Source organism: Burkholderia ubonensis (assembly GCF_001718695.1).
GTDB lineage: Bacteria > Pseudomonadota > Gammaproteobacteria > Burkholderiales > Burkholderiaceae > Burkholderia > Burkholderia ubonensis_B.
In genome coordinates this window covers 1,096,268-1,116,092 of the sequence record NZ_CP013422.1, presented here as the reverse complement: position 1 = coordinate 1,116,092, position 19,825 = coordinate 1,096,268, and the positions used below count along the sequence as shown (strand labels likewise).

Genomic DNA, 19,825 nt, shown 5'->3' with positions numbered 1-19,825 from the left:
CCGTCAGGTGCCGGCAACCGGCGCGGCGCCCGCGGGCCGCTTCCGGTACCAGTAGTCGATGATCCAGTCCTCGTATTGGTAGGAGCCTGGAATCACGGCCGGATGCCCGAAGGTGGTCTTGTAGGCGATCCGCGCATTCGGCAGGTAGTACTGCGGCACGAGGAGGTAAAGGTTGATCAGCACGCGGTCGAGCGCACGCGTCGCCGTCTCGAGGTCTTCCAGCGTGTCGGCGGCGAGCGCCGCGCGGATCAGCGCGTCGACCGCCTTCGAGCGCACGCCCGGATAGTTCTCCGAACCGACCTCGGACGCCGCCGCGCTGCCGAAGCGGCGCGCGAGCTCCGCGCCCGGGATCGTGACCGGCGGGTAGATGAAGGTCGTCATGTCGTACTGGAAGTTGTCCATGCGCCGCTGGTACAGCGCGCTGTCGAGCTCGTGCAGCGACGCGCGGATGCCGAGCGTGCCGAGCGCCTGGATGTACGGCAGGATCAGCCGGTCCATCCCCGGCTGGTCGTCGATGATCTCGATCGTCATCGGCGTGCCGTTCGCGTCGCGCAGCGCGCCGTCCCGGTAGCGCCAGCCGGCCTGCGCGAGCAGGTCGCGCGCCGCTTTCAGGTTGTCGCGCAGCGAGCCGGGCGGCAGCGTCGACGGCTGCCGGACCATCGGGCCGAACACCTCGGGCGGCAGCTCCGCACGATACGGCGCGAGCAGCGCGAGCTCCTTCTCGCTCGGCATCCCTCGCGCACCGAACGGGCTCGCCTCCCAGAAGCCGTTCGTGCGGCGGTACTGCCCGTAGAACATCATCCGGTTCATCCAGTCGTAGTCGAACGCGAGCGCCAGCGCACGGCGCACGCGCACGTCGCTGAACTGCGGCTTGCGCAGGTTGATCAGGAAGCCCTGCATCTGCGCGGGGCCGTCGGGGAATTCGCGCGTCGTCAGCAAGCCGCTGCGGAAGTTCTTGCCGACGTACCGGCGCGCCCATTGCGTCGCGCTGTATTCCATGCGCGCGTCGATGTCGCCCGCCTTGAACGCCTCGAGCATCGTGTACTGGTCGAGATACAGCTTGAACGACACGCGCGCGAAGCGGTACATGCCGCGCCGCGACGGCAGGCGCGCCGCCCAGTAGCGCGGGTTGCGCGTGTAGACGATCTGCTTGTCGTTCTTGCGCTGCTCGATCAGGTACGGGCCGCTCGCGATCGGCGGCACGGTCGCGATCTGGTCGAACGGCGGCCGCGTGCCGTCGGGCCGCATCCCCCACTTCGGCGAGAACACCGGCAGGTCGCCCGCGATCAGCGGCGCCGCGCGCTCGGCGCGCTTGAAGTCGAAGCGGACCGTCTGCCGGTCGACGACCACCGCGCGCCGGATCACCGCGAACTGCGCGTTGAAGAGCGGCGACGCCTGCGGGCTCGACAGCGTGTCGAACGAGTACTTGACGTCCGCCGCCGTGATCGGGTCGCCGTTCGAGAAACGCGCGGCCGGGTCGACATGGAACGTCGCCGACATCCCGTCAGGCGCGACCTGCACGTCGTCGGCGATCAACGCGTACTCGGACGCCAGCTCGTCCCAGCTCCGCTGCATCAGCGTATCGAACATCAGATGCTGGATATCCGGGGCGGGCGAGCCGCGCACGAGGAACGGATTCAGCGAGTCGTAGCTCTGCGCCTCGCCGTAGTTCTGGAAACTGAGCGTGCCGTCGTCCGGCGCGTCCGGGTCCGCATAGTCGAAATGCGTAAAGTTGGCCGAGTACTTGGGCTGATCGTATTGAGAGATCGCGTTGGCGGCCTCGGCGGCCGAAGGCGCGAAAGCGTTCAGCGTCGACGCCACGCACACGGCAGCTGCGATGCGAGCGATTCGCCCGCGTTGCCGGCCGGCCCGCAGCGCAAAGCGAACCGATTGCGGCGCGTGCGGCAAACGCAACGTTACAAGTCTCATCTTCTGCTTGTCCAGGGATGCGCCGGCTGGCTGCCGGCACGGATTCAGTATGGTTGTCGCAACGGCTCGACGCCGCCGGATCGCACATAACGGCGTCAGGCCGGAAAGGGCCGCTCCCGGCGGGTAAAGGGAAGCGGAGCGGCCCATCGCGTGCCATTCAAACCGATTGCAGCATCAGAACTTGTAGGTCGCGCCGGCCTGCGCGAAGCGGCCGACGTACGTGTACAGCGACGTGTCGTAGCCGGTCTGGTAGGCCGCGTTCATGTACACCGGATCGAACGGCGGCTTGCGGTTGAAGATGTTGTTGATGCCCGCATACAGCGTCCAGTGCTTGAACCCCGTGTAGCTGACGTTCAGGTTGAACTGGCTGTACGACGCGACGCTGTCCTGCATGTTCGGATACTGGCCCGGCGACAGGATGGCCTGGCTGTACGGTCCCGTGAACATCCACGTCAACGTCGCATTCCATTGGTTGTGGTAGTTCCAGTTCAGACTCGTATTGCCCTTCCAGCGCGGGAAGCTGCCGCCGAACGGCTGGTTCACCGAGCCGTTGTTGCCCGCGAAGTCCGTCTCGACGCCGCCCACCGGCATCTTGAAGTGCCACACGTACGCCCAGTCGCCCGACAGCGTGAACGTGCCGACCGCCGTCTTCACCGACTGGCGGAACGTCGTCTCGAAGCCGTCCGTGTCGAGGTGCGACAGGTTCTTGTACGGCAGCAGCACGTACGCGATCGAGCCGTTCGGGTTGCGGACCACGCGCGACGGGTCGTTCGCGTCGACCACCGTCTGCACGTCGTCGGTGCCGATCACGTTGTCGACATGGATCTTGTACCAGTCGAAGCCGATGTCGGTGGTGCGCGTCGGCGACAGCTGGAAGCCGATGTTGTAGTTCTTCGTGCGCTCCGGTTGCAGCTTGCTGTTACCGGCCTGCACTTCCTCGACGAGGTTGTATGCGTTCGGGTTGTTGGGATCGTTCGAATCGACCGCGCCCTGCGCGCTGTAGGTCCTCGACGAAGTGTTTTCGATCAGCGTCGGTGCGCGGAAGCCGCGGTTGTAGGAACCGTACACCGTCAGCTCGCGGATCGGCTGGAAGCGCAGCGCGAAGCGCGGCGAGAACGCGCCGCCGAAATCGCTGTAGTGATCGTAGCGGCCCGACTGGCTGAAGGTGAGGTTTTTCAGGATCGGCACGTCGATCTGGTAGTAGATCGCCGCGACGTTGCGCTGGCCGTTCACCGATTGCAGCGACGGCTGGATGAACGTGCCGTTCACGTAGTCCGCGCCTGTACCGATGTACTGGCTCTGGTGCGTGAATTGCGTACCGAGGCCGAGGCCGACGTTGCCGGTCGGCAGCGTGAACAGGTTCGGCGTCGCGATCGTCGCGTCGACCGTGTCGAGCTTCGTGATCGCCTGCGTCGACGTGCTTCCGTAAAGGCCGTTCAACCCGTTCGGTGTCGACGACGGATTGGCGAAGTTGAACACGCCGTTCTGGACGATGTTCTCCAGCGCGGCCGCGTTGATCAGGTTCGAATAGTTGTTCGACACCGTGTTCTGCGAATGCGTGTAGGACGCGGTCCAATCCCAATCGCCCACGCGCGGCGTGCTGAACGAGCCTTTCACACCCGTCGCGGCACGCCAGAAGTTCGAGCTCGTGTGCACGGACTGCGTGGCCGGGAACGAGTAGACCAGCTTGGCCGGCACGCCGAACGGGTTGTACGGATTGCTGCCCGGCACGACGTTCGACACCAGCTTGACGCCGCCCGTCGCGGGGTCGAACGTCTGCGTGCTGGAGCCCAGGCGGCCGACGCCGGTGTTCGTGACCGTCGTATTGTTGCTTTCCCACAGATCGGCGAATGCCTGCATCGCGTCGCTGATCTTGAAGTCCGCGTGCACCTTCGCGCTCAGGCGCTCGGTCCACGGCGAGATCGACGACGCGTAGGCGGTATTGTTTGCGCAGACCGTGCCCGGACCGTTGACCTGCGCGACGGAGGTGCCCGGCACGGCCTGGCCTCCGTTCGGACACGGGCTCAGCGGCACCTTCGCGCCGGTGGTCGGATTACGCCAGTACGACACGTTCTGGTTCGACAGGCCGCCCGGGAAATTGGAGAAATCCTGGTTCTGCGTCATGTCGCGGTCGGACGCCAGAATCCCGTTCGACTTGTAGTAGCTGAGTGCCGCCGTGACGTTGAAGCGGTCGGCATTCAGGTCGCCGATGCCGCCCAGGATGCTGAACTGGGTCGTGCCCGCGCCGCCGCCGTCCTGCGTCGCGCCGCCGTAGCTGCCGCCGAGCTCGAGGCCCTGGAAGTTCTTTTTCGTGATGATGTTCACGACGCCCGCGATCGCGTCGGAACCATACTGCGATACCGCGCCCGTCTTGACGATCTCGATCCGGTCGATGATGTTGATCGGCAGCGTGTTCAGGTCGAAGAACTGGTCGGTGCCGTTCACCGCGAACGCGTACGGCGCGACGCGCTGCCCGTCCACCAGCACCAGCGTGTATTTCTCGCTCAGCCCGCGCAACGCGATGCCCGCGCCGCCGGGCGCGAAGCTGTTCGTCGAACCTTCGCTCCAGCTGCTTGCCGAATTCGCCGAGGTGCTGCGCAGGTAATCAGCGACGTTGGTCTGACCGCTGTTCTGGATGTCCTTGCTCGTGATGGTCTGGACCTGGTTGAAGCCGACCTTGTCCGCGCTGCGGATCAGCGAGCCCGTGACCTCGAAGCGCTTGATCTGCGCGACCTTGCCTTGTCCGTTCGCGCCGGGCGCGGCCGGCGTCGCCACGGCTGCCGCACCCGATGCCGCGGCACCCGTGGCAGCGACAGCGCCCGCCGTGCCGTTCGCCTGCGAAACGGTCACGGGTGCGCCGTTCGCGACCGCATCCGCGATCGATGCGGCTCCCGGCGCCGGCTGGCTCTGCGCGAACGCCGGCGCCGCCAGCGTGGCCGTCAGCGCCACTTCCGCCCAGATCATTCTCTTGATAGCCAACGCCAAAGCTCTCTGCTTCATCTTGTTCCCTCTCGCTCGTAGTAAGACCCCACCTGCTGCACGCCGGAACTTTGTGAGTTCCTTGCGCGTCCTGGGCGCCCGTGTAACGGACCCCGCCATAGCCACCCTTTCGACTGCCACGACTCGAACGGATCGGCCTCGGGCACCCGTGCCACTCGGCATCACCGTCTCTTAACGTTTTTATTCGCAATACTTACTACATGTAATGAGCGCACTTCCTGCAACTTCCAATTCGATGGACGACGAGCAGTGAAGACGTCTGCCGGCCGTACTGCGTACTGCGTGCTGCCTTCCATCGATTGGATACTTCTTCTGCGTCGCGGCGTGCGGCGCCTGCCGCCTCCGCTAGAACAGCCTCGGCGTGCCAACCCAGACGATCACCGCTTCCTCGTCGGCGGCGTTGCTCCACGCATGGGCCACCGTCGATTCGTAATGCGCGGTCTCGCCCGCCTTCAGCGTGAACGTGCAATCCTCGAGCGTCAGCGCGACCTGCCCGCGCATCACGTAGACGAATTCCTCGCCCGCATGGGTCGTTATCTCGGACGGCGACTGCCCCGCCGGCATCCTGACGAGAATCGCGTCGAGCTTGCGGCCATCCGCCGGGTTCGTCAGCTTGGCGAACAGGTTGGCCGAGTTCGTGAACTGGAAATACTGCAGCGCGTGCGCACGGCATACCGAACGCGCTTCTGTCGGCGTGTCGATGAAGTACTGCATCGTGACGCCCAACGCTTGCGCGATCCCGACGAGCGACGCGATCGACGGCATCGCGCGCCCGCGTTCGATCTGCGACAGGAACGGCTTGGAAATGCCTGCGATCCCGGCCGTTTCGTCGAGCGTGAGCTTCAGACGCTGGCGCAGCGCCCGGATCTTGTTGCCTAGCGATACGGCGACCAGAACCGACTCATCAGCGGACACAGTCATGGAAGTGCGGGGCCTCGCAGTCGAAACTGGTTTGATGTCGTCGATCCTTGACCGATGCGATGACGCGACCGGCTCGGCGGGATACCCGGCCGCGCGCTGCCGCGGGCAGCCGGCGCGTGGTGCGGCGTGGCGCCGTCGTCGCCCGTCATCGGATGTTTCGCAAATTTGATTCGCCTTGCTAATCAACAAGATCGCCCCTTTCCATCTTCATGTCCGACCTTCGACGGCTGGTCCTTCTGCCGCGCTACGCTGCTCGTCGATCGCGTGCGTGTCGCACGCCGTCGTGCCCTTACGTCGCGCTACCGGGAGGCCACCGCGATCCACAGCTTCGCCAGATCCGCCGAGCCGTCGTTACCCTTCACCGTGCGCAGCACCTGGACCGCATGCGCCTTCTGGCCCGCCACGTAGTACGCCTCGCCGAGCCGCAGCCGCGCCGCATCGGGATGCTCGAGCCCGCCCTTCGCGATCACCTGCTCCATCGTCGACAGCCCCTGCGCCGCGTGGCCCGCAAACACCAGATTCATGCCGACATCGAGCGGCGCCACCGGATTGGCTGCGTCCGCACCCGCTTGCGCACGCTTGGCAGCCAGCGCCTGCAGCCGCTTCTCGCGGTTCGCCTGCCCATCCTTGCCGAGCACACCGGACGCGAATCCCTGGTCGATCACCTGCCTGCCTTCAGCGGGCGTTCCTGCCACCAGCGCGAGCTGCGTCATCTCCATGTAGCCGTCGGCCGTCGTCAGCGTGCCCGTCGCCCTGCGCAACCGGTAGATGTCGAGGTCGAGCGACGACAGGTAGCCGGGGCTGCCGCGAATGGCCGAGATCATGTCCGCCCAGTACGCGGGGCTCGGATGATAAGCGACCAGCATGCCGAGCGCGCTGCGATAGGCACCGGCATCCTTGCTCTTTTGCGCACAGGTCGCCAGCATCTGCAACTGCCCTTCGTCGGGCGCATGGCCGGCCTGCGCCTGCGCCTCCGTGCTCGCCTTCAACTGGCTCACGACCTGGCTGCAATCGTTCGACAGGTAATACAACTGTGTGAGCAGCGTGCGCATGTCCGGATCCGTGCCGCCCGCCTTCAGGTAGCGCTGCGCGACGCGGATCGCCTGCGGATAGTTCTTCTGCTGGAAATAGATCCCGGCGAGCGCCGCCGTGGTCCGCTGCTCATCCGCGCCCGACAGGCGCCCCGAGTTCAGGACGGTTTCGTAGGCCTGCGCGGCCACGCCGGTATCGCCGGCCGCCATCGCCGCCGCGCCGCGCGTCGCTTCCACCATGTAGGTTTCATACGGCGTGCGATTCGGCACGGCGGCCGCCTGCGCGATCTTGCCGAGCGCGTCGCGATACTTGTGCGCGCGATACAGGTCCTGCGCCGCCGCCAGCGGCTTCGCCACATCGGGCCGCAACGTGTCGGCCGCCCACGCCGGCCGGCCGAGCACGCAGGCCGCCCCGAGCGCCGTCAGCGCCATCATCCGTTTCCATCGTCGCTGGTTCATCGGTCGGCCTGTTCCGTCATTGCATGAACTGCTCGTTTCCGATCAAGCCGATCTTCGTCGCGCCCACACGCTGCGCGGACGCCAGTACGGCCGCCACGTCCTTGTACGGCGCCAGCTTGTTCGCCCGCAGATGGATCTCCGCCTGCACGGGCTCGTGCGCGACCGTCGTCAGCTTCGCCTCGAGCGCCGCGCGATCCGGCACCCGCGCGCCGTTCCAGTTCGTCGCGCCGTCGGCGCCGATGTCGATCTGCACGGCCTCCGGCGGCTTCGCCGGCGGCGGCGGATTGCCGACCGGCAGGTCCATCCTGACCGAGTGCATCTGGATCGGAATGGTGATGATCAGCATGATCAGCAACACCAGCATCACGTCGATCAGCGGCGTGGTGTTGATGTCGACCATCACGTCCGGCTCGCCGCCGCCCCCGCCCGAAGGCACGTTCATTCCCATCGTCTGCTCCTGTCGATGCTCGCGCTGATTCCATGCGTCGCGGTCAATCGGAATCGGCGCGCATGCTGTTCCCCTGCAAGGCTAACCACCCCGCGCCGGCGGTTCCGTAATGAACGACACCTTCGCGATACCGGCCCGCTCGCACATCGTGACGACCCGGCCGATGAACTCGTAGCGCGTGTTCTCGTCGCCGCGCACGTGCACGCTCGGCTGCGGTTGCTGCTGAGACGCCCCCTTCAGCTTCGCGAGCAACGTCGACGCATCCACCAGTTGCTCGCCCCAGAAGAATTGCCCATCGCGATTCACAGCGATCTCGACGCTTTTCGGCGTCGTCTGCAGCGGCTGCACCGTTTCCTTCGGCAGCGCCAGCGGAATCGTGTGCGTCACGACCGGGATCGTGATCAGGAAGATGATCAGCAGCACCAGCATCACGTCGACGAGCGGCGTCGTGTTGATGTTGGCGATCACCTCGTCGCTGTCGTCCTGCCCGACGTTCATGGCCATCGCGCACCCCGCCCGCGTCAGTGGACGAGCGACGCGGCGCGCGAGCCGGCGGCGGCCCGCACCGGACGCTTGCTGCCCGCGAGCAGCACCGTGTGGAGCTGCGCGCCGAAGTTGCGCACGCGCTCCATCACCGACTTGTTGCGGCGAACCAGGAAGTTGTAGCCGAGCACCGCGGGCACGGCGACCGCCAGCCCGATCGCGGTCATGATCAGCGCCTCGCCGACCGGGCCCGCGACCTTGTCGATCGACGCCTGCCCCGCGATGCCGATCGCCGTCAGCGCGTGGTAGATGCCCCACACGGTGCCGAACAGGCCGACGAACGGCGCGGTCGAGCCGACCGTCGCGAGGAATGCGAGGCCGTCCTGCAGACGGTTCGACACGTTGGTGATCGCGCGCTCGACCGACACGTCGATCCACGTATTGCGGTCGACCGCCTCGAGCAGCGCCTCGTCGTGATGCTCGCCGGCCTCGATCGCAGTCTCGGCGATGAAGCGGAACGGCGACGCGTCGTCCAGCAGCTTCGCGCCGTCCGACAGCGACGGAGCCGACCAGAGCTGTTCGTCCGCGAGCTTCGCGCGCCGGTTCGCGCGGAACTGCTCGAGGAACTTGGCGATCATGATGTACCAGCTCCCCATCGACATGATCACGAGCAGGCTCAGCACGAACCGCGCGACGAAATCGCCGTTCTTCCACAGCGCGCCGAGACCGTACGGATTCTCGACCGCTTCGGTGGCGGCAGGCGCCGGCGGCGGTGCCGGCTCGGCGGCGGCAGGCGCCTGCGCAGGCGCCGCAGCCTGTGTCGACGCATCGGATGCCGCCGCGGATCCGCTCGCTTGCGCGTAAGCGAATTGCGGTGCAACGAGCCCGTCGATCGCGGCGACGGACATCAACAGGCTTGCCGCCAGCGCGGCCAGTGAACGCTTGGTCATAACCCACTCCGATTCTTTCGTATAACTTATGATTAAATTTCAGGCCGGTTTTCTCCGGTCCGGCTCCCGCCGGACCGCCCACTGCATCAATTCAGGTTGAATGAGAACGGAACCTGCACGCGCACCGACTGCCCCTGTGCCACGCACTTGAATCGCTTCACCGTGTTGTAGGCGGCACGATCGAGCACGGGGTCGGCCGACTGGGCCACGCGTTCGTTGGTGATGTTGCCGTCGGCATCGACGACGAATTCGATCGTGACGTCGCCGGTGATGTTGTTTTCCTGCGCTTCCTTCGGATACTGCATCGATGCGCGCATCTGATCGGAATTCGGGCAGACGACGCCGACCTCGTGGCTCACCGGCTTCGCAACGGGCGCGGGCGGCGCGACGACGGGCGCCTGCACGGCCGGCGCGGACGGCACGGGTGCGGCCTGGTGGGTGATCGTCGCCTGCGGCGGCGCCTGCACCGGCACTTCCGGGGGCGGGACGAACGGCGGCGGCGGCAGCGCCACTTTCGGCGGCGGCAGCTTGACCACCGGCATCGGCGGGGGCGGCGGCGGCTTCACCGGTTCGATGATGCGGGTTTCGATCGGATGCTGGACGACCTGGACGACCTTGGTCGCGAGGCCGTTGAGCAATGCGTAGATCAGCACTGCGTGCAACAGGAGAACGACTGCGATACCGCCGAACCGGCGCACCGGGTTTTGCGGCTTCACGCCGAATTGCCGCGGCCGCCCGAGCGTGGCAAGCCCGCTGTTCGAAGCAATCAGATGCTTTTCGACTTTCATGCCCACTATCCATCCCCCAAGCGAATCGCCCAGTTTCACGATGATGGCCGGCCCAGGAACCGGGTCGGTTCCGTCGCCGCCTCAACGCGAAATCTAATTTTTAATGCAATTTGCAATCCGAATCGAAAGCATCGATTTCGGATCCGAATTCATTCAATTTCAAGGAATCGTTTCAACCGCCACGGGATAGCCGCCTTATCCGGCATCCACCCCGCACCAGCGTTCAGGCAATTGTCAGCTGCGTCGACACAGGCACGTTCGCGCATGACGATCGGACCGTCGCTACACCCCGATGGCAGCGTGGCCGTGCGTCTTGGGTGCAGACGATAGCAAGGAAAAAATCTGGCCGTCAAACTTTTTTTGATGCCCGAATACAAAGTTTGGAGGACTTGCTCGAATAACGAGTCAGGAGGCTTCACGAAACATTTTTTATTGATTTTGTAATTTATTTGTATGGTTATCGCACTCATTCGGTGCTTATGACAATAATCACCAATTTAGTGCGATGCACCGAATCGACGCGGATTTAATGAAGCGTTATCGGATGCGTCTCATTGTCTCCTGCATGGATGGAAGCCTATCGACCGTTGTTATGCGGGGCTACGGATTTTCAAAACAATACTCGGACGAATCCAATTAACTTATTCGTAATTGACTACAAATCAAAATAGTGACATTCAAGATGCCTATCAAATAGGCACGATGATCTGCATGCCGAATCTATTTTATGATTCCGGGCACGACTGCGTCTACGAGAACTCGTTGGCCGACTGTCTGCGCGTACGGGCGTCTCTTACTTCACGGAGCGATGTGAACGCTCCATCAACGCGCATTCGGCGTCGCTGCTCACGTCCCAATCCTGGAACAAGCGATTACGGACAAATCCGGCGGGGGAAGCACCAAGCGGTGCTCGAGGCGATGCCGCAGAGACCGGACCGCCAGTTCGGTGCCATGACGACGATGCACAGTCGAACACGGGTTCGGCGCACGCAAACACCCGATGGGTGCGATTCACTTCCACACACTCAGGCGTTGCCGCGGCGCGACAGAAATGTGCATGCACGTACGGGCATACACGTCCCCAAGCGCGTCATCAGGATCGTGAGGTTGAGCGAGGCGATGTGAGCAATCGGATACCCGCTCGACCGTGCCGAGCGCAACGGGGATCATGCGACCATGATCGCGAGCTCATCCGCATACGCATTCAACCGATCCCCTACCTGCACCTTCAGGACATCGATGAACCGTTTGATTTTCGCGTCGACGAATTGACGGGACGAGTACACCGCATATACGTTGCGCTGCGCGGTGTGAAATTCCGGCAGGACGCGAACGAGCGATCCTTTGCGCAGATCGTCGATTGCCGAGAAGGCAGCGATCAATCCAATTCCCGCGCCCTCCCGCAGTACCGTGGACATCGCATCCATGTCATTCACACTGAAGTGCGATCCCGTTGGACGATACACCGCCTCGCCTGCTCTGCCTTGCAGATGCCATTCGTCCGGCGCGTAATCGACCGTGCTCAGAAGCACACATGTGTGACCGACGAGGTCTTCCACACACTCGGGAGCCGGATGCCGTGCCAGATAGTCGGGCGACGCCGCGAGAATGCAATGACTGGTTCCGATCTTCTGGCTCACGTACGCCGAGTCGGGCAGCGTGCGCGCGATCACGATCGCCACGTCGAGTTGCTCTTCGAGCAGATTCGGCATCCGCTGCGACAGCATGAGATCGACCGATACTTCCGGATATGCGCTCCGATAGGCAAGCACGGCTTGCGAAACGAGTTGGCGCCCCAATCCCGGCACCGCATGCACGCGTAATAGACCACGCGGCTCCAGCAGCGCATCGCGTGCTTCCGCTTCCGCCCGTTCGATGTCCGAGAGGATCGCAACACTGCGTTCGTAAAAACGTCGCCCCGCGTCGGTAACGACGAGCCGTCGCGTCGAGCGCTGTAGCAACCGCGTGTTGAGATTGTCTTCGAGGACAGATACCGCTCGAGAAATGTTGCCGACCGTCGTATCGAGGTGGTTTGCGACAGCCGTGAAACTGCCCATCTCGACCACTTTCACAAACACCGACATGGTGTGCACCTTGTCCATTAGTCACCCTCGCTTTGAATTTTTCGTCGAATCGCTGCGTTTCGGCCCGCGCGAGTCTGTGATCATAGGTTCCGCACCTGTTTCGTGCAGTCAGCGAGCAGCGTCGTGTCGTTTTTTTTGCATCCTTTCATTCATCTTTCATTTTGGCGGCGGATTTTCCCTCCAGAGACAAGATTCATTCTTGCCGGGCCATCTAAGTTGCCGCCTGCTTCACGCCTAGACTTGGTCCCGAAGTCAGGCAGTCGGAACGTAGACGTTTCAATCCTGAGCTCCGTCCGCCATGGTCGATGATCCAGACACGGCGTAGCGCAGGCTCCCTATCCGGCTCTAGACGAACCCGCATCAAATCGCAATCCTAACCATAAAGGCTAAACCATGGACATCACATACGACGCGCTTCATCTCTTCATCAATGGGGAATGGATCGGCGCGAGCGAACGCGAAACGGCGCCCGTGATCAATCCCGCCACGCAAATCCAGATCGGGCGCGTTCCACTGGCGACGGCAGCGGACCTCGATCGCGCCCTCCAGGCTGCGGTACCGGCGTTCGATGTCTGGCGCAACACCGTGCCGGCCGAACGTGCGCGCATTCTGAAGCGCGCGGCGGAACTAATGCGCGAGCGCGCCGAGCACATTGCTACCGTGATGACGCTGGAGGAAGGGAAACCGCTGGCAGAAAGCCGCGACGAAGTCCTGCGCGCCGCCGACTATTTCGAATGGTTCGCCGAAGAGGCGCGTCGCATCGACGGCCGCGTGGTGCCATCCAACCGTCCGGGCGTGCAACAGCTCGTGAAGAAACAGGCGATCGGGCCCGTCGCCGCATTCACGCCGTGGAATTTTCCGGCGATCACCCCGGCGCGCAAGCTCTCCGCCGCACTCGCCGCCGGATGCAGTGTCATCATCAAACCCGGCGAGGAAAGCCCCGCAACGGCGCTCGCGTTGGCACGCGCACTGGACGACGCCGGCTTGCCGAAGGGCGTGCTTCAAGTCGTGTTCGGCGTGCCCGACCAGGTGTCGACGCAACTGATCGCTTCCCCGGTAATCCGGAAGGTCACGTTCACGGGCTCGGTGCCGATCGGCCGTCTGCTGTCGGCGCGCGCAGCCGAAGGCGTCAAACCCATCACGCTTGAGCTGGGCGGCCACGGGCCCGTCCTCGTATTCAACGATGCCGACGTCGAAAAGGCTGCGGTCGAAGGCGCGGCGAATCGCTTTCGCGGCACCGGCCAGGTCTGCATCTCGTCGACGCGCTTCCTGATCCAACGCGAAGTCTACGACGAGTTCGTCGGTCACTTCGTACGTGCGACGAGCGCGCTCAAGGTCGGGAACGGCATGGATGCCGGCACGCAGGTCGGGCCGCTGGCGAACCCGCGCCAGCTTGCCAAGATGGAGGAACTCATCGCCGATGCGGTCGAGCGTGGCGCAACGATTCTGGCCGGCGGAAAGCGCATCGAAGGTGAAGGGTATTTCTTCGAGCCGACGGTCCTCGCAGACGTACCGAAGGACGCGCGCGTGATGCACGAAGAGCCGTTCGGCCCGATCGCGGTGCTGATGCGCTTCGATGCCCTGGCCGACGGCCTCGCCGAAGCGAACCGGTTGCCGTACGGGCTCTCTGCCTATGCGTTCACAAGCAGTGCGCGGACGGCCATCGATGTAGCGGACGGTCTCGAAGCCGGCATGATCGGCATCAACCAGTACCGCATCGTCTCGACCGAACTGCCGTTCGGCGGCATGAAGGAAAGCGGCCACGGCTCGGAAGGCGGCACCGAGGGCATCGAGTACTACCTCACACACAAGTTCATCAGCCAGGCTTGAAAGGAGATCGCCATGTCCGATACGCATTTCGATAGTCCGCGCGAAGCCGCGCGTGCGTTCACGCCGACGCTTTCGGCATTCGTCGACGACACGCTCTATCCGCGGATCTGGAGCGATCCGACGCTCTCGCCGCGCGACCGCAGCCTCGTGACTGTTGCCGCGCTGATCGCGGGGGGCCATCTCGACGAGTTGCCGGCGCACCTGCGCCGCGCGTTGACGAACGGCGTAACCCGTGAAGAGTTGTCAGCGGCAATCACTCACCTCGCGTTCTATGCCGGGTTTCCCGCCGCAATCTCCGCATCCGCCACGGCGCAGGCAACGCTCGGCGCCCATCCTCAGCCCGACGATCTCGCCGGCAATGCATCTACGACGCAGGAAGGTTTGAAATGAAAGCCATCACATTCAAGGAATTCGGCGATGCCGAGGTGCTCCAACTGGCCGAGGTCGCGGCTCCTGAGGTTCGGCCCGACGATCTACTGGTACGCGTCCATGCCGCGGGTGTGAATCGCGCCGATCTGACCCATCGGCGTGGCGGATACGGCCGGCCGAACTTCGGCGACTCGACGATCATGGGGCTCGAAATCGCCGGCGAGGTGATCGAGACAGGCCCTTCCGTGCAGGGTTACAAGGTCGGTGATCGTGTCATGGGCGTCGTGGGCGGCGGCGCCTACGCAGAACGGGCGCGCATTGACTGGAGAATGGCGATGCCCATTCCCGCAACGCTCGACTATGTGCATGCGGCCGCCATACCGGAAGTGTTCGTCACTGCGCACGAAGCGTTGTTGCATCTGGGCCGCTTGCAGCGCGGCGATGCGGTGCTGATCCACGCAGCGGCGGGCGGGGTGGGTTCCGCAGCGGTCCAGCTGGCCTATGCAACCGGCGCGACGATTTTCGCAACGGCCGAAGCCTCAAAGCTGGAACGGATCGTTCAACTGGGTGTGGACCATGCGATCGACTACAAGACGCAGGACTTTTCGGAAGTCGTCGCAAGCAGGACGGGCAAACGTGGTGTCGATGTGGCCATCGACTTCGTGGGCGCACCGTATTTTTCCCGGAACGTCGCGTCATTGGCAAACGGCGGCCGGCTGGTGCAGGTCGGCATACTCGGCGGCGGCGGTGACGTCAGCGTGAGCCTCGAACAGATCCTGTACCGTCATCTGCAAATCATCGGCACGGTGATGAAGTCGCGCGACCAGAGCGAGAAACACGCGATGGTTCGGCGGTTTCGCGAACATTGGCTGGACCGCTTTGCGGGAGGCGCGGGTCTGGAGCCGGTCGTCGACAGCGTGTTTCCGCTCGCAGACGCCGCGGCCGCCCATCGACGGATGGAGTCTGCTGTAAACGTAGGAAAGATCATCCTGACGATGAGCGAAGATAGCTGACGTAGGGCCGATTCGCGTCGCGGCCCATGTACGAAGCTGGTTGATGGCAGTCAGGCGGACGGGAGCGCGTTGCTCATGGCCGGAAATAAAACCATTCGCGACGACGGGCCGGCAGCGCCGATGGTGCATGTCGCGGCTTCCCGCACCCGAATCGAACGTCCCGCACGTACCGGAACGGTATCGCTCCCTCGCAGCTTTCCGGCACGACGCTCAGAACAACACGCTCGAGGCGGTATCCGGATCCTCCGGCGTGAAGACTACCCCACCGTCGCCGGATTCGTCGCGCATCCGGCGAGGTTCGGTCTCGTCGAGCAGAGGCACCCCGCCGCACTCATGGAATTCCGCGTGCGGAGACGCCGTCTCGATCGGCAAATCCGGCCGCCGCCGGGCCATTCTGATTTTCGAAGTCATGACATCCTCCGTACATCGGCAATCGTATCGTCGCGCGACCTCGCTCACGCGCGATCGGCGGCCTCGGGCAGCGGTTCCGCGCCCTCGCACACCTCGTCCGCAGGCTGCGGCGCATCGACCCGCTTGCGAAACAATCGGGACGTCACCCACAGCACCCACGCGCCCGGACCGCTGAGCATCACGGCCATGAACAACAGGATGTGCTGGATGCCTAGCACCGGCCCCACGCTCGCGGTCAACACGCCCGCGAGCGGATACGAGAGCCCGTTGATCAGATAGAACGGCCCGATCACTTTGCCGAGGTGCTCGCGCTCGATCGCACGTACGCGCAATGTCCGGTTGAACACGTTGTACCAAGCAGCCCCCGCCATCGCGCCGAGAAACGCGATCACATAAACCCAGACACCCTGCGCCAATCCCATGCATACGAGCCCGGTGCACATCAGCGCGAAGCCGCCTGCACCGAGCCGATAGATGCTCCAACTGCGGGTCAGCTTCGGAATCAGCAACAGGTTCAGCAGCCCGAGCACGCCCGCGCCAGTGTTCATCAAGCCGAATACACTGTCGGATGCGCGGAACACGCCCGTGACGAGATATGCGTTCGCGCTCGCCGCGATCGCAAACGCGAGGTTGATGGCGAAGTTCACCAACGCAAGCAACACAACCGGCCGGTTCGCGATCAGCAATCGCCATCCCAGAACCAGGTCGTGCCGGACCCGACCGTGAGCGGTGCCGCGCGGGCTCGCCGGAAGTTCGCGCCAGCACCACGCGGCCAGCGCGAATCCGGCCGCCGCGACGAGCAGGAGCGGGAGCTTACCCAGCCATTGCGCCAGCCCCGCCGCAAGGGCTGGACCGAGGGCCATCGCGAGCAATTCGACGTTCTGCACCAACGACTGCAAATCCGACAGCTTGCCGCCGTCCGCTAGCATCGGCACCGTCTTTTCCACCGACATCCGCACCGGCGCGATCAGCAGCGACAGGAAGACGCTGTTGACCATCAGCGCAATGATCGTGGCCGACGGCATCGCGAAGCAGGCTGCCACGGCAATCGTCAGGCAGGTCATCCGGACGCGATTTGCATACCGGAACAACCGGCGGCCGCCGAGCCGGTCCGCGAACAAGCCGGCGAACGGATAAGCGATCAACGCCGGCACCCATTCGACTGCATATGCAATGCCCGAATACGCGAGGCTTCCGGTCCGCTGATAAATGAGAAGCGGCACCGCAAACAGCACCGTCTGCTCGGCGATCAATCCAAGCATCAGTCCCGACGCGAACCAGCGCAGCGAAGCGGAGCGCGATTCACCGATCAATCGCCACCTCCATGCTCGAGGCGCTCACGTCGCGACGGAACCCTGGCCGCCGTCCTGACCGATGAACACCACACGTTTCACTCGCCTCTGATCCATCATTTCGTATCACTTATCTATATCCTTGATTTTAGATTCCTGACCGGCTTTCCGATCTGGTGCGGCCGAGCCGCGCCAGTCGCGCAACATCGTGTGATCATCAGATGACGAGCGCTGCCTTGTCTTCGCTCCCGGCCGTCCGCGCTTCATACTGGCGAATCAGGGGCAGCACGTGGTGACAGAATCGCCGCATCTCTCCACGCGTCGGCCAGCCGGACAGGATGAATTCGCTGACACCGGCCTGCTTGTATTCGAGCAGATACCGTGCGACCTCGTCGTAGCTGCCCACCACACACAGGGCCGGGCCTCCGCGATAGGCGACGGCGCCCGTCCACAGCATCGGTGACAACCAGCCACCGGACGCCTGCTCGGCAAGATCGAACGACTTTTTCACCGCCTCCGAATCGCACGTCTTCACGAATGCCTGAACCTGCTGACGATGGGCTTCATCCGAGTTCGCCATCATGGCGGCCACTTCTGCATGTGCCTCTTCCCGCGTTTCGCGAGCCAGCACGTGCATGCGGATGCCGACGCTGCGCCCGGCCTCCAGGGGCTCACGAGCAGCGACCGCGATGCCCTCCGGCGTGTCGCCGTAACGCAGCCAGCAGTCCCCCGATTCGATGGTGATGCGCTTGGCCAACGCGGACGCGCCGCTCAGATAGATTCGCGGTCGCTCGCCGTCCTTGAATGGCAGGCCGAGGCGCGCGCCGTCGAACCGGTAGTGGGTGCCTTCATGCGACACCGGCGTCTCGCCGCGCCAGAACCGATGCAGCACACCGAGATATTCGGACGTGCGCTCGTAGCGCGCGTCGTGCGCCAGATAGTCGCCGTAGTACGCCTGTTCCTCCGGAGAAATGCCGGCGACGATGTTCAGCGAGATCCGTTTGTTCGACATCCACGACAGCGTATTGACTGCCTGCGCGAATAGCGTCGGCGGCAGCAGTCCCGGGCGATAGGCCAGCATGAACGACAGTCTGCGCGTCTCGCGCGCGAGTGCGCCGATCAGCGGCAACGGCTCCGGCAGATGAAAACCGATTCCCATCAGCAGCGTATCGATCTGCATGTCCTCCGCTTCCTGCGCAAAGTCCACCAGACCGTCGAGATCGAGTTCATTCGCGAGGTCCCGCTCGGACGCCTTAGTATTGCCCGCTCCGCGCGGCGCGCACCAATGAATCTTCAGGGGTTGAAATACCCGCATCGTCGCCTCTCCCGATAGTCGAATCCGGCCTGTTGCCGTAGTGACCTTCAGCTTAGGAGTCGAGCAACGAATCGAGCAAGCCCGCACCGCGCCGACGAAGAAACTTTGACGGCACACCAATTTTTTGATCCATCGCTGACATTTACCGGCCGCAATAAGTTCTCACGAATGCGCTGCGATCCGTCGCGCTCGCCTACTCTCGTCAACACGTCGAGGCCGATATCGAAGACGTATCGCGATTCCGCACGAATATGCGCCGGCCGACATTCCCGTGTGTCATTGCTGTTGCATCCGTTCTCGCATCACCGCCCTCCGGCGCGACACGACGCGGCCGGCGACGGTCACGAATGTTCATCGAAGAAATGGAGCCACGCTGATGTTGAACCTGAGAAACAAACGCGTCGTCGTCTTCGCCGAGGGCTGCTTCGGCCCTGTGACAAGCAAGGTGGCGACCTCTTACCTGCGCTATCGCCACAGCGAATGCGTCGCCGTCGTCGACAGCCGTTGTGCCGGAAAGGACGTGGGCGAGGTACTCGGATACGGCCACGGCATCCCGGTGCTCGACTCGCTGGAATCGGCATTGCAGTTCGATCCGGACATTTTCCTGATCGGTGTGGGCCTGTTCTCCAACGCATTGCCCGATGCATGGCGCGCGCAGATAGCGCTCGCACTCGCCCGCGGGCTCGACGTCGTCAGCGGTCTGCATTTCCGGATTGCGACCGATCCTGATTTCGCCGCACTTGCGTCGGAATCCGGCGCACGGATCTGGGATACGAAAGAGCCGCCCGATACGCTCGCGACCAGTGAAGGCAAGCTCGACGCGCTCGATCGCTTCATCGTCCATACCGTCGGCACCGATTGCCGGGTTGGCAAGAAAACCACCGCCATCGAGATCGCGGAAGCTGCACGACGACGAGGCATCAACGCAGGTTTCGTCGCTACCGGCCAGAGCGGTATCTATATTAGCGGCGCCGGTGTCGCGATCGATGCCGTCCCGTCCGACTTCGTCGCGGGTGTCACCGAATCGCTCGTACTCGAATCGGCGCGTCACCACGACTGGATCGTCGTCGAGGGACAGGGATCGATTTCCCATCCCGCCTACAGCGGCGTCACGCTGGGCCTGCTTCACGGTGCCATGCCGCAGGCCCTCGTGCTGTGCCACGAGGCGGGCCTTGCACATCACAAGGGCTGGGCGCATGCGCCGCTGCGTCCGCTACCCGAACTCGTCACGCTGTATGAACAGCTTGGCTCGTTTCTGCGACCGGCGAAGGTGGTCGGCGTCAGCGTCCATACAGGTGCGCTTCCAGCCGAGCAAGCCGCGCGCGCCATCGAGGAGATCGAATGGGAAACGGGCCTGCCTGCCGTCGACGTCATCCGCTCGGGTGCTGACCGACTCGTGGACGCACTGAGCGTCCACGACCGGACCCTTCAACGCCTGGCGGCCTGACCGGCCGCCGGCTTTCGTCGTCCCGCCTGCATCGTCGCGCCATCGTCAAACACAG

16 protein-coding genes are annotated in these 19,825 nt (G+C 63.9%); 4 read left to right on the top strand and 12 right to left on the bottom strand.

The features are described 5' to 3' along the window. Positions 1–3: 3 nt before the first annotated feature. From WJ35_RS24750 to WJ35_RS24710, 9 genes are all read right to left on the bottom strand, one after another. Positions 4–1,929: an extracellular solute-binding protein gene (locus WJ35_RS24750; RefSeq protein WP_155121972.1), complete on the bottom strand. Its 1,926-nt coding sequence runs from the start codon at positions 1,927–1,929 to the stop codon at positions 4–6. 174 nt (positions 1,930–2,103) lie between these two features. Beyond that, positions 2,104–4,929 carry a TonB-dependent receptor gene (locus tag WJ35_RS24745; RefSeq protein WP_069240218.1) on the bottom strand — a complete coding sequence of 942 codons (2,826 nt, stop codon included), beginning with the start codon at positions 4,927–4,929 and terminating at the stop codon, positions 2,104–2,106. 345 nt (positions 4,930–5,274) lie between these two features. Then, a complete protein-coding gene (locus tag WJ35_RS24740; RefSeq protein ID WP_069240217.1) occupies positions 5,275–5,850 on the bottom strand; it encodes a helix-turn-helix domain-containing protein in 576 nt (191 codons plus the stop codon). A 299-nt stretch (positions 5,851–6,149) separates the two neighbouring features. Beyond that, positions 6,150–7,340 carry a tetratricopeptide repeat protein gene (locus tag WJ35_RS24735; RefSeq protein WP_069240216.1) on the bottom strand — a complete coding sequence of 397 codons (1,191 nt, stop codon included), beginning with the start codon at positions 7,338–7,340 and terminating at the stop codon, positions 6,150–6,152. Positions 7,341–7,356: 16 nt separating this feature from the next. Continuing rightward, the gene (locus tag WJ35_RS24730; protein WP_069240215.1) at positions 7,357–7,788 is read right to left on the bottom strand and encodes an ExbD/TolR family protein; all 432 of its coding nucleotides are present in this window, start codon (positions 7,786–7,788) and stop codon (positions 7,357–7,359) included. A gap of 81 nt (positions 7,789–7,869) precedes the next feature. After that, positions 7,870–8,292, bottom strand: a complete 423-nt coding sequence (locus WJ35_RS24725; protein ID WP_069240214.1) for an ExbD/TolR family protein — start codon at positions 8,290–8,292, stop codon at positions 7,870–7,872. A gap of 17 nt (positions 8,293–8,309) precedes the next feature. Next, complete coding sequence (locus tag WJ35_RS24720) at positions 8,310–9,221, bottom strand: MotA/TolQ/ExbB proton channel family protein (RefSeq protein WP_069240213.1); 912 nt, start codon at positions 9,219–9,221, stop codon at positions 8,310–8,312. Positions 9,222–9,307: 86 nt separating this feature from the next. Continuing rightward, positions 9,308–10,009, bottom strand: coding sequence for an energy transducer TonB (locus WJ35_RS24715; RefSeq protein ID WP_069240212.1), 702 nt, complete (start codon positions 10,007–10,009; stop codon positions 9,308–9,310). 1,166 nt (positions 10,010–11,175) lie between these two features. After that, complete coding sequence (locus tag WJ35_RS24710) at positions 11,176–12,111, bottom strand: LysR family transcriptional regulator (protein WP_011882227.1); 936 nt, start codon at positions 12,109–12,111, stop codon at positions 11,176–11,178. Between the two features lie 375 nt (positions 12,112–12,486). Between WJ35_RS24710 and WJ35_RS24705 the strand changes: the two genes are divergently transcribed. The 3 genes from WJ35_RS24705 to WJ35_RS24695 are packed head-to-tail and all read left to right on the top strand — an operon-like array spanning position 12,487 to position 15,305. Continuing rightward, positions 12,487–13,923, top strand: coding sequence for an NAD-dependent succinate-semialdehyde dehydrogenase (locus tag WJ35_RS24705; RefSeq protein ID WP_069240211.1), 1,437 nt, complete (start codon positions 12,487–12,489; stop codon positions 13,921–13,923). Positions 13,924–13,935: 12 nt separating this feature from the next. After that, complete coding sequence (locus WJ35_RS24700) at positions 13,936–14,313, top strand: carboxymuconolactone decarboxylase family protein (protein ID WP_011882225.1); 378 nt, start codon at positions 13,936–13,938, stop codon at positions 14,311–14,313. Beyond that, complete coding sequence (locus WJ35_RS24695; protein WP_059474890.1) at positions 14,310–15,305, top strand: NAD(P)H-quinone oxidoreductase; 996 nt, start codon at positions 14,310–14,312, stop codon at positions 15,303–15,305. Before WJ35_RS24700 ends, WJ35_RS24695 begins: the two co-directional genes overlap by 4 nt. A 210-nt stretch (positions 15,306–15,515) precedes the next feature. Here WJ35_RS24695 and WJ35_RS24690 read toward each other — a convergent pair whose 3' ends face one another. From WJ35_RS24690 to WJ35_RS24680, 3 genes are all read right to left on the bottom strand, one after another. Continuing rightward, positions 15,516–15,716, bottom strand: coding sequence for a hypothetical protein (locus tag WJ35_RS24690; RefSeq protein WP_043292230.1), 201 nt, complete (start codon positions 15,714–15,716; stop codon positions 15,516–15,518). A gap of 44 nt (positions 15,717–15,760) precedes the next feature. Beyond that, entirely contained in the window at positions 15,761–16,978 is a 1,218-nt protein-coding gene (locus tag WJ35_RS24685; RefSeq protein WP_224020179.1) for an MFS transporter, read from the bottom strand. A 247-nt stretch (positions 16,979–17,225) separates the two neighbouring features. Further along, a complete protein-coding gene (locus WJ35_RS24680; RefSeq protein ID WP_011882222.1) occupies positions 17,226–18,323 on the bottom strand; it encodes an LLM class flavin-dependent oxidoreductase in 1,098 nt (365 codons plus the stop codon). A gap of 376 nt (positions 18,324–18,699) precedes the next feature. On the opposite strand from WJ35_RS24680, the gene WJ35_RS24675 reads away from it, so the two are divergent. Continuing rightward, positions 18,700–19,770 carry a DUF1611 domain-containing protein gene (locus WJ35_RS24675; protein ID WP_011882220.1) on the top strand — a complete coding sequence of 357 codons (1,071 nt, stop codon included), beginning with the start codon at positions 18,700–18,702 and terminating at the stop codon, positions 19,768–19,770. Positions 19,771–19,825 lie beyond the last annotated feature (55 nt).

Bases quoted from the DNA above. Each gene is read 5' to 3' on its own strand.
- WJ35_RS24720 (WP_069240213.1), bottom strand. From the start codon at position 9,221: ATGACCAAGCGTTCACTGGCCGCGCTGGCGGCAAGCCTGTTGATGTCC.
- WJ35_RS24715 (WP_069240212.1), bottom strand. From the start codon at position 10,009: ATGAAAGTCGAAAAGCATCTGATTGCTTCGAACAGCGGGCTTGCCACG.
- WJ35_RS24695 (WP_059474890.1), top strand. From the start codon at position 14,310: ATGAAAGCCATCACATTCAAGGAATTCGGCGATGCCGAGGTGCTCCAA.
- WJ35_RS24730 (WP_069240215.1), bottom strand. From the start codon at position 7,788: ATGGGAATGAACGTGCCTTCGGGCGGGGGCGGCGGCGAGCCGGACGTG.
- WJ35_RS24745 (WP_069240218.1), bottom strand. From the start codon at position 4,929: ATGAAGCAGAGAGCTTTGGCGTTGGCTATCAAGAGAATGATCTGGGCG.
- WJ35_RS24690 (WP_043292230.1), bottom strand. From the start codon at position 15,716: ATGACTTCGAAAATCAGAATGGCCCGGCGGCGGCCGGATTTGCCGATC.
- WJ35_RS24700 (WP_011882225.1), top strand. From the start codon at position 13,936: ATGTCCGATACGCATTTCGATAGTCCGCGCGAAGCCGCGCGTGCGTTC.
- WJ35_RS24685 (WP_224020179.1), bottom strand. From the start codon at position 16,978: ATGCTTGGATTGATCGCCGAGCAGACGGTGCTGTTTGCGGTGCCGCTT.
- WJ35_RS24675 (WP_011882220.1), top strand. From the start codon at position 18,700: ATGTTGAACCTGAGAAACAAACGCGTCGTCGTCTTCGCCGAGGGCTGC.
- WJ35_RS24710 (WP_011882227.1), bottom strand. From the start codon at position 12,111: ATGGACAAGGTGCACACCATGTCGGTGTTTGTGAAAGTGGTCGAGATG.
- WJ35_RS24750 (WP_155121972.1), bottom strand. From the start codon at position 1,929: ATGAGACTTGTAACGTTGCGTTTGCCGCACGCGCCGCAATCGGTTCGC.
- WJ35_RS24680 (WP_011882222.1), bottom strand. From the start codon at position 18,323: ATGCGGGTATTTCAACCCCTGAAGATTCATTGGTGCGCGCCGCGCGGA.
- WJ35_RS24735 (WP_069240216.1), bottom strand. From the start codon at position 7,340: ATGAACCAGCGACGATGGAAACGGATGATGGCGCTGACGGCGCTCGGG.
- WJ35_RS24725 (WP_069240214.1), bottom strand. From the start codon at position 8,292: ATGGCCATGAACGTCGGGCAGGACGACAGCGACGAGGTGATCGCCAAC.
- WJ35_RS24740 (WP_069240217.1), bottom strand. From the start codon at position 5,850: ATGACTGTGTCCGCTGATGAGTCGGTTCTGGTCGCCGTATCGCTAGGC.
- WJ35_RS24705 (WP_069240211.1), top strand. From the start codon at position 12,487: ATGGACATCACATACGACGCGCTTCATCTCTTCATCAATGGGGAATGG.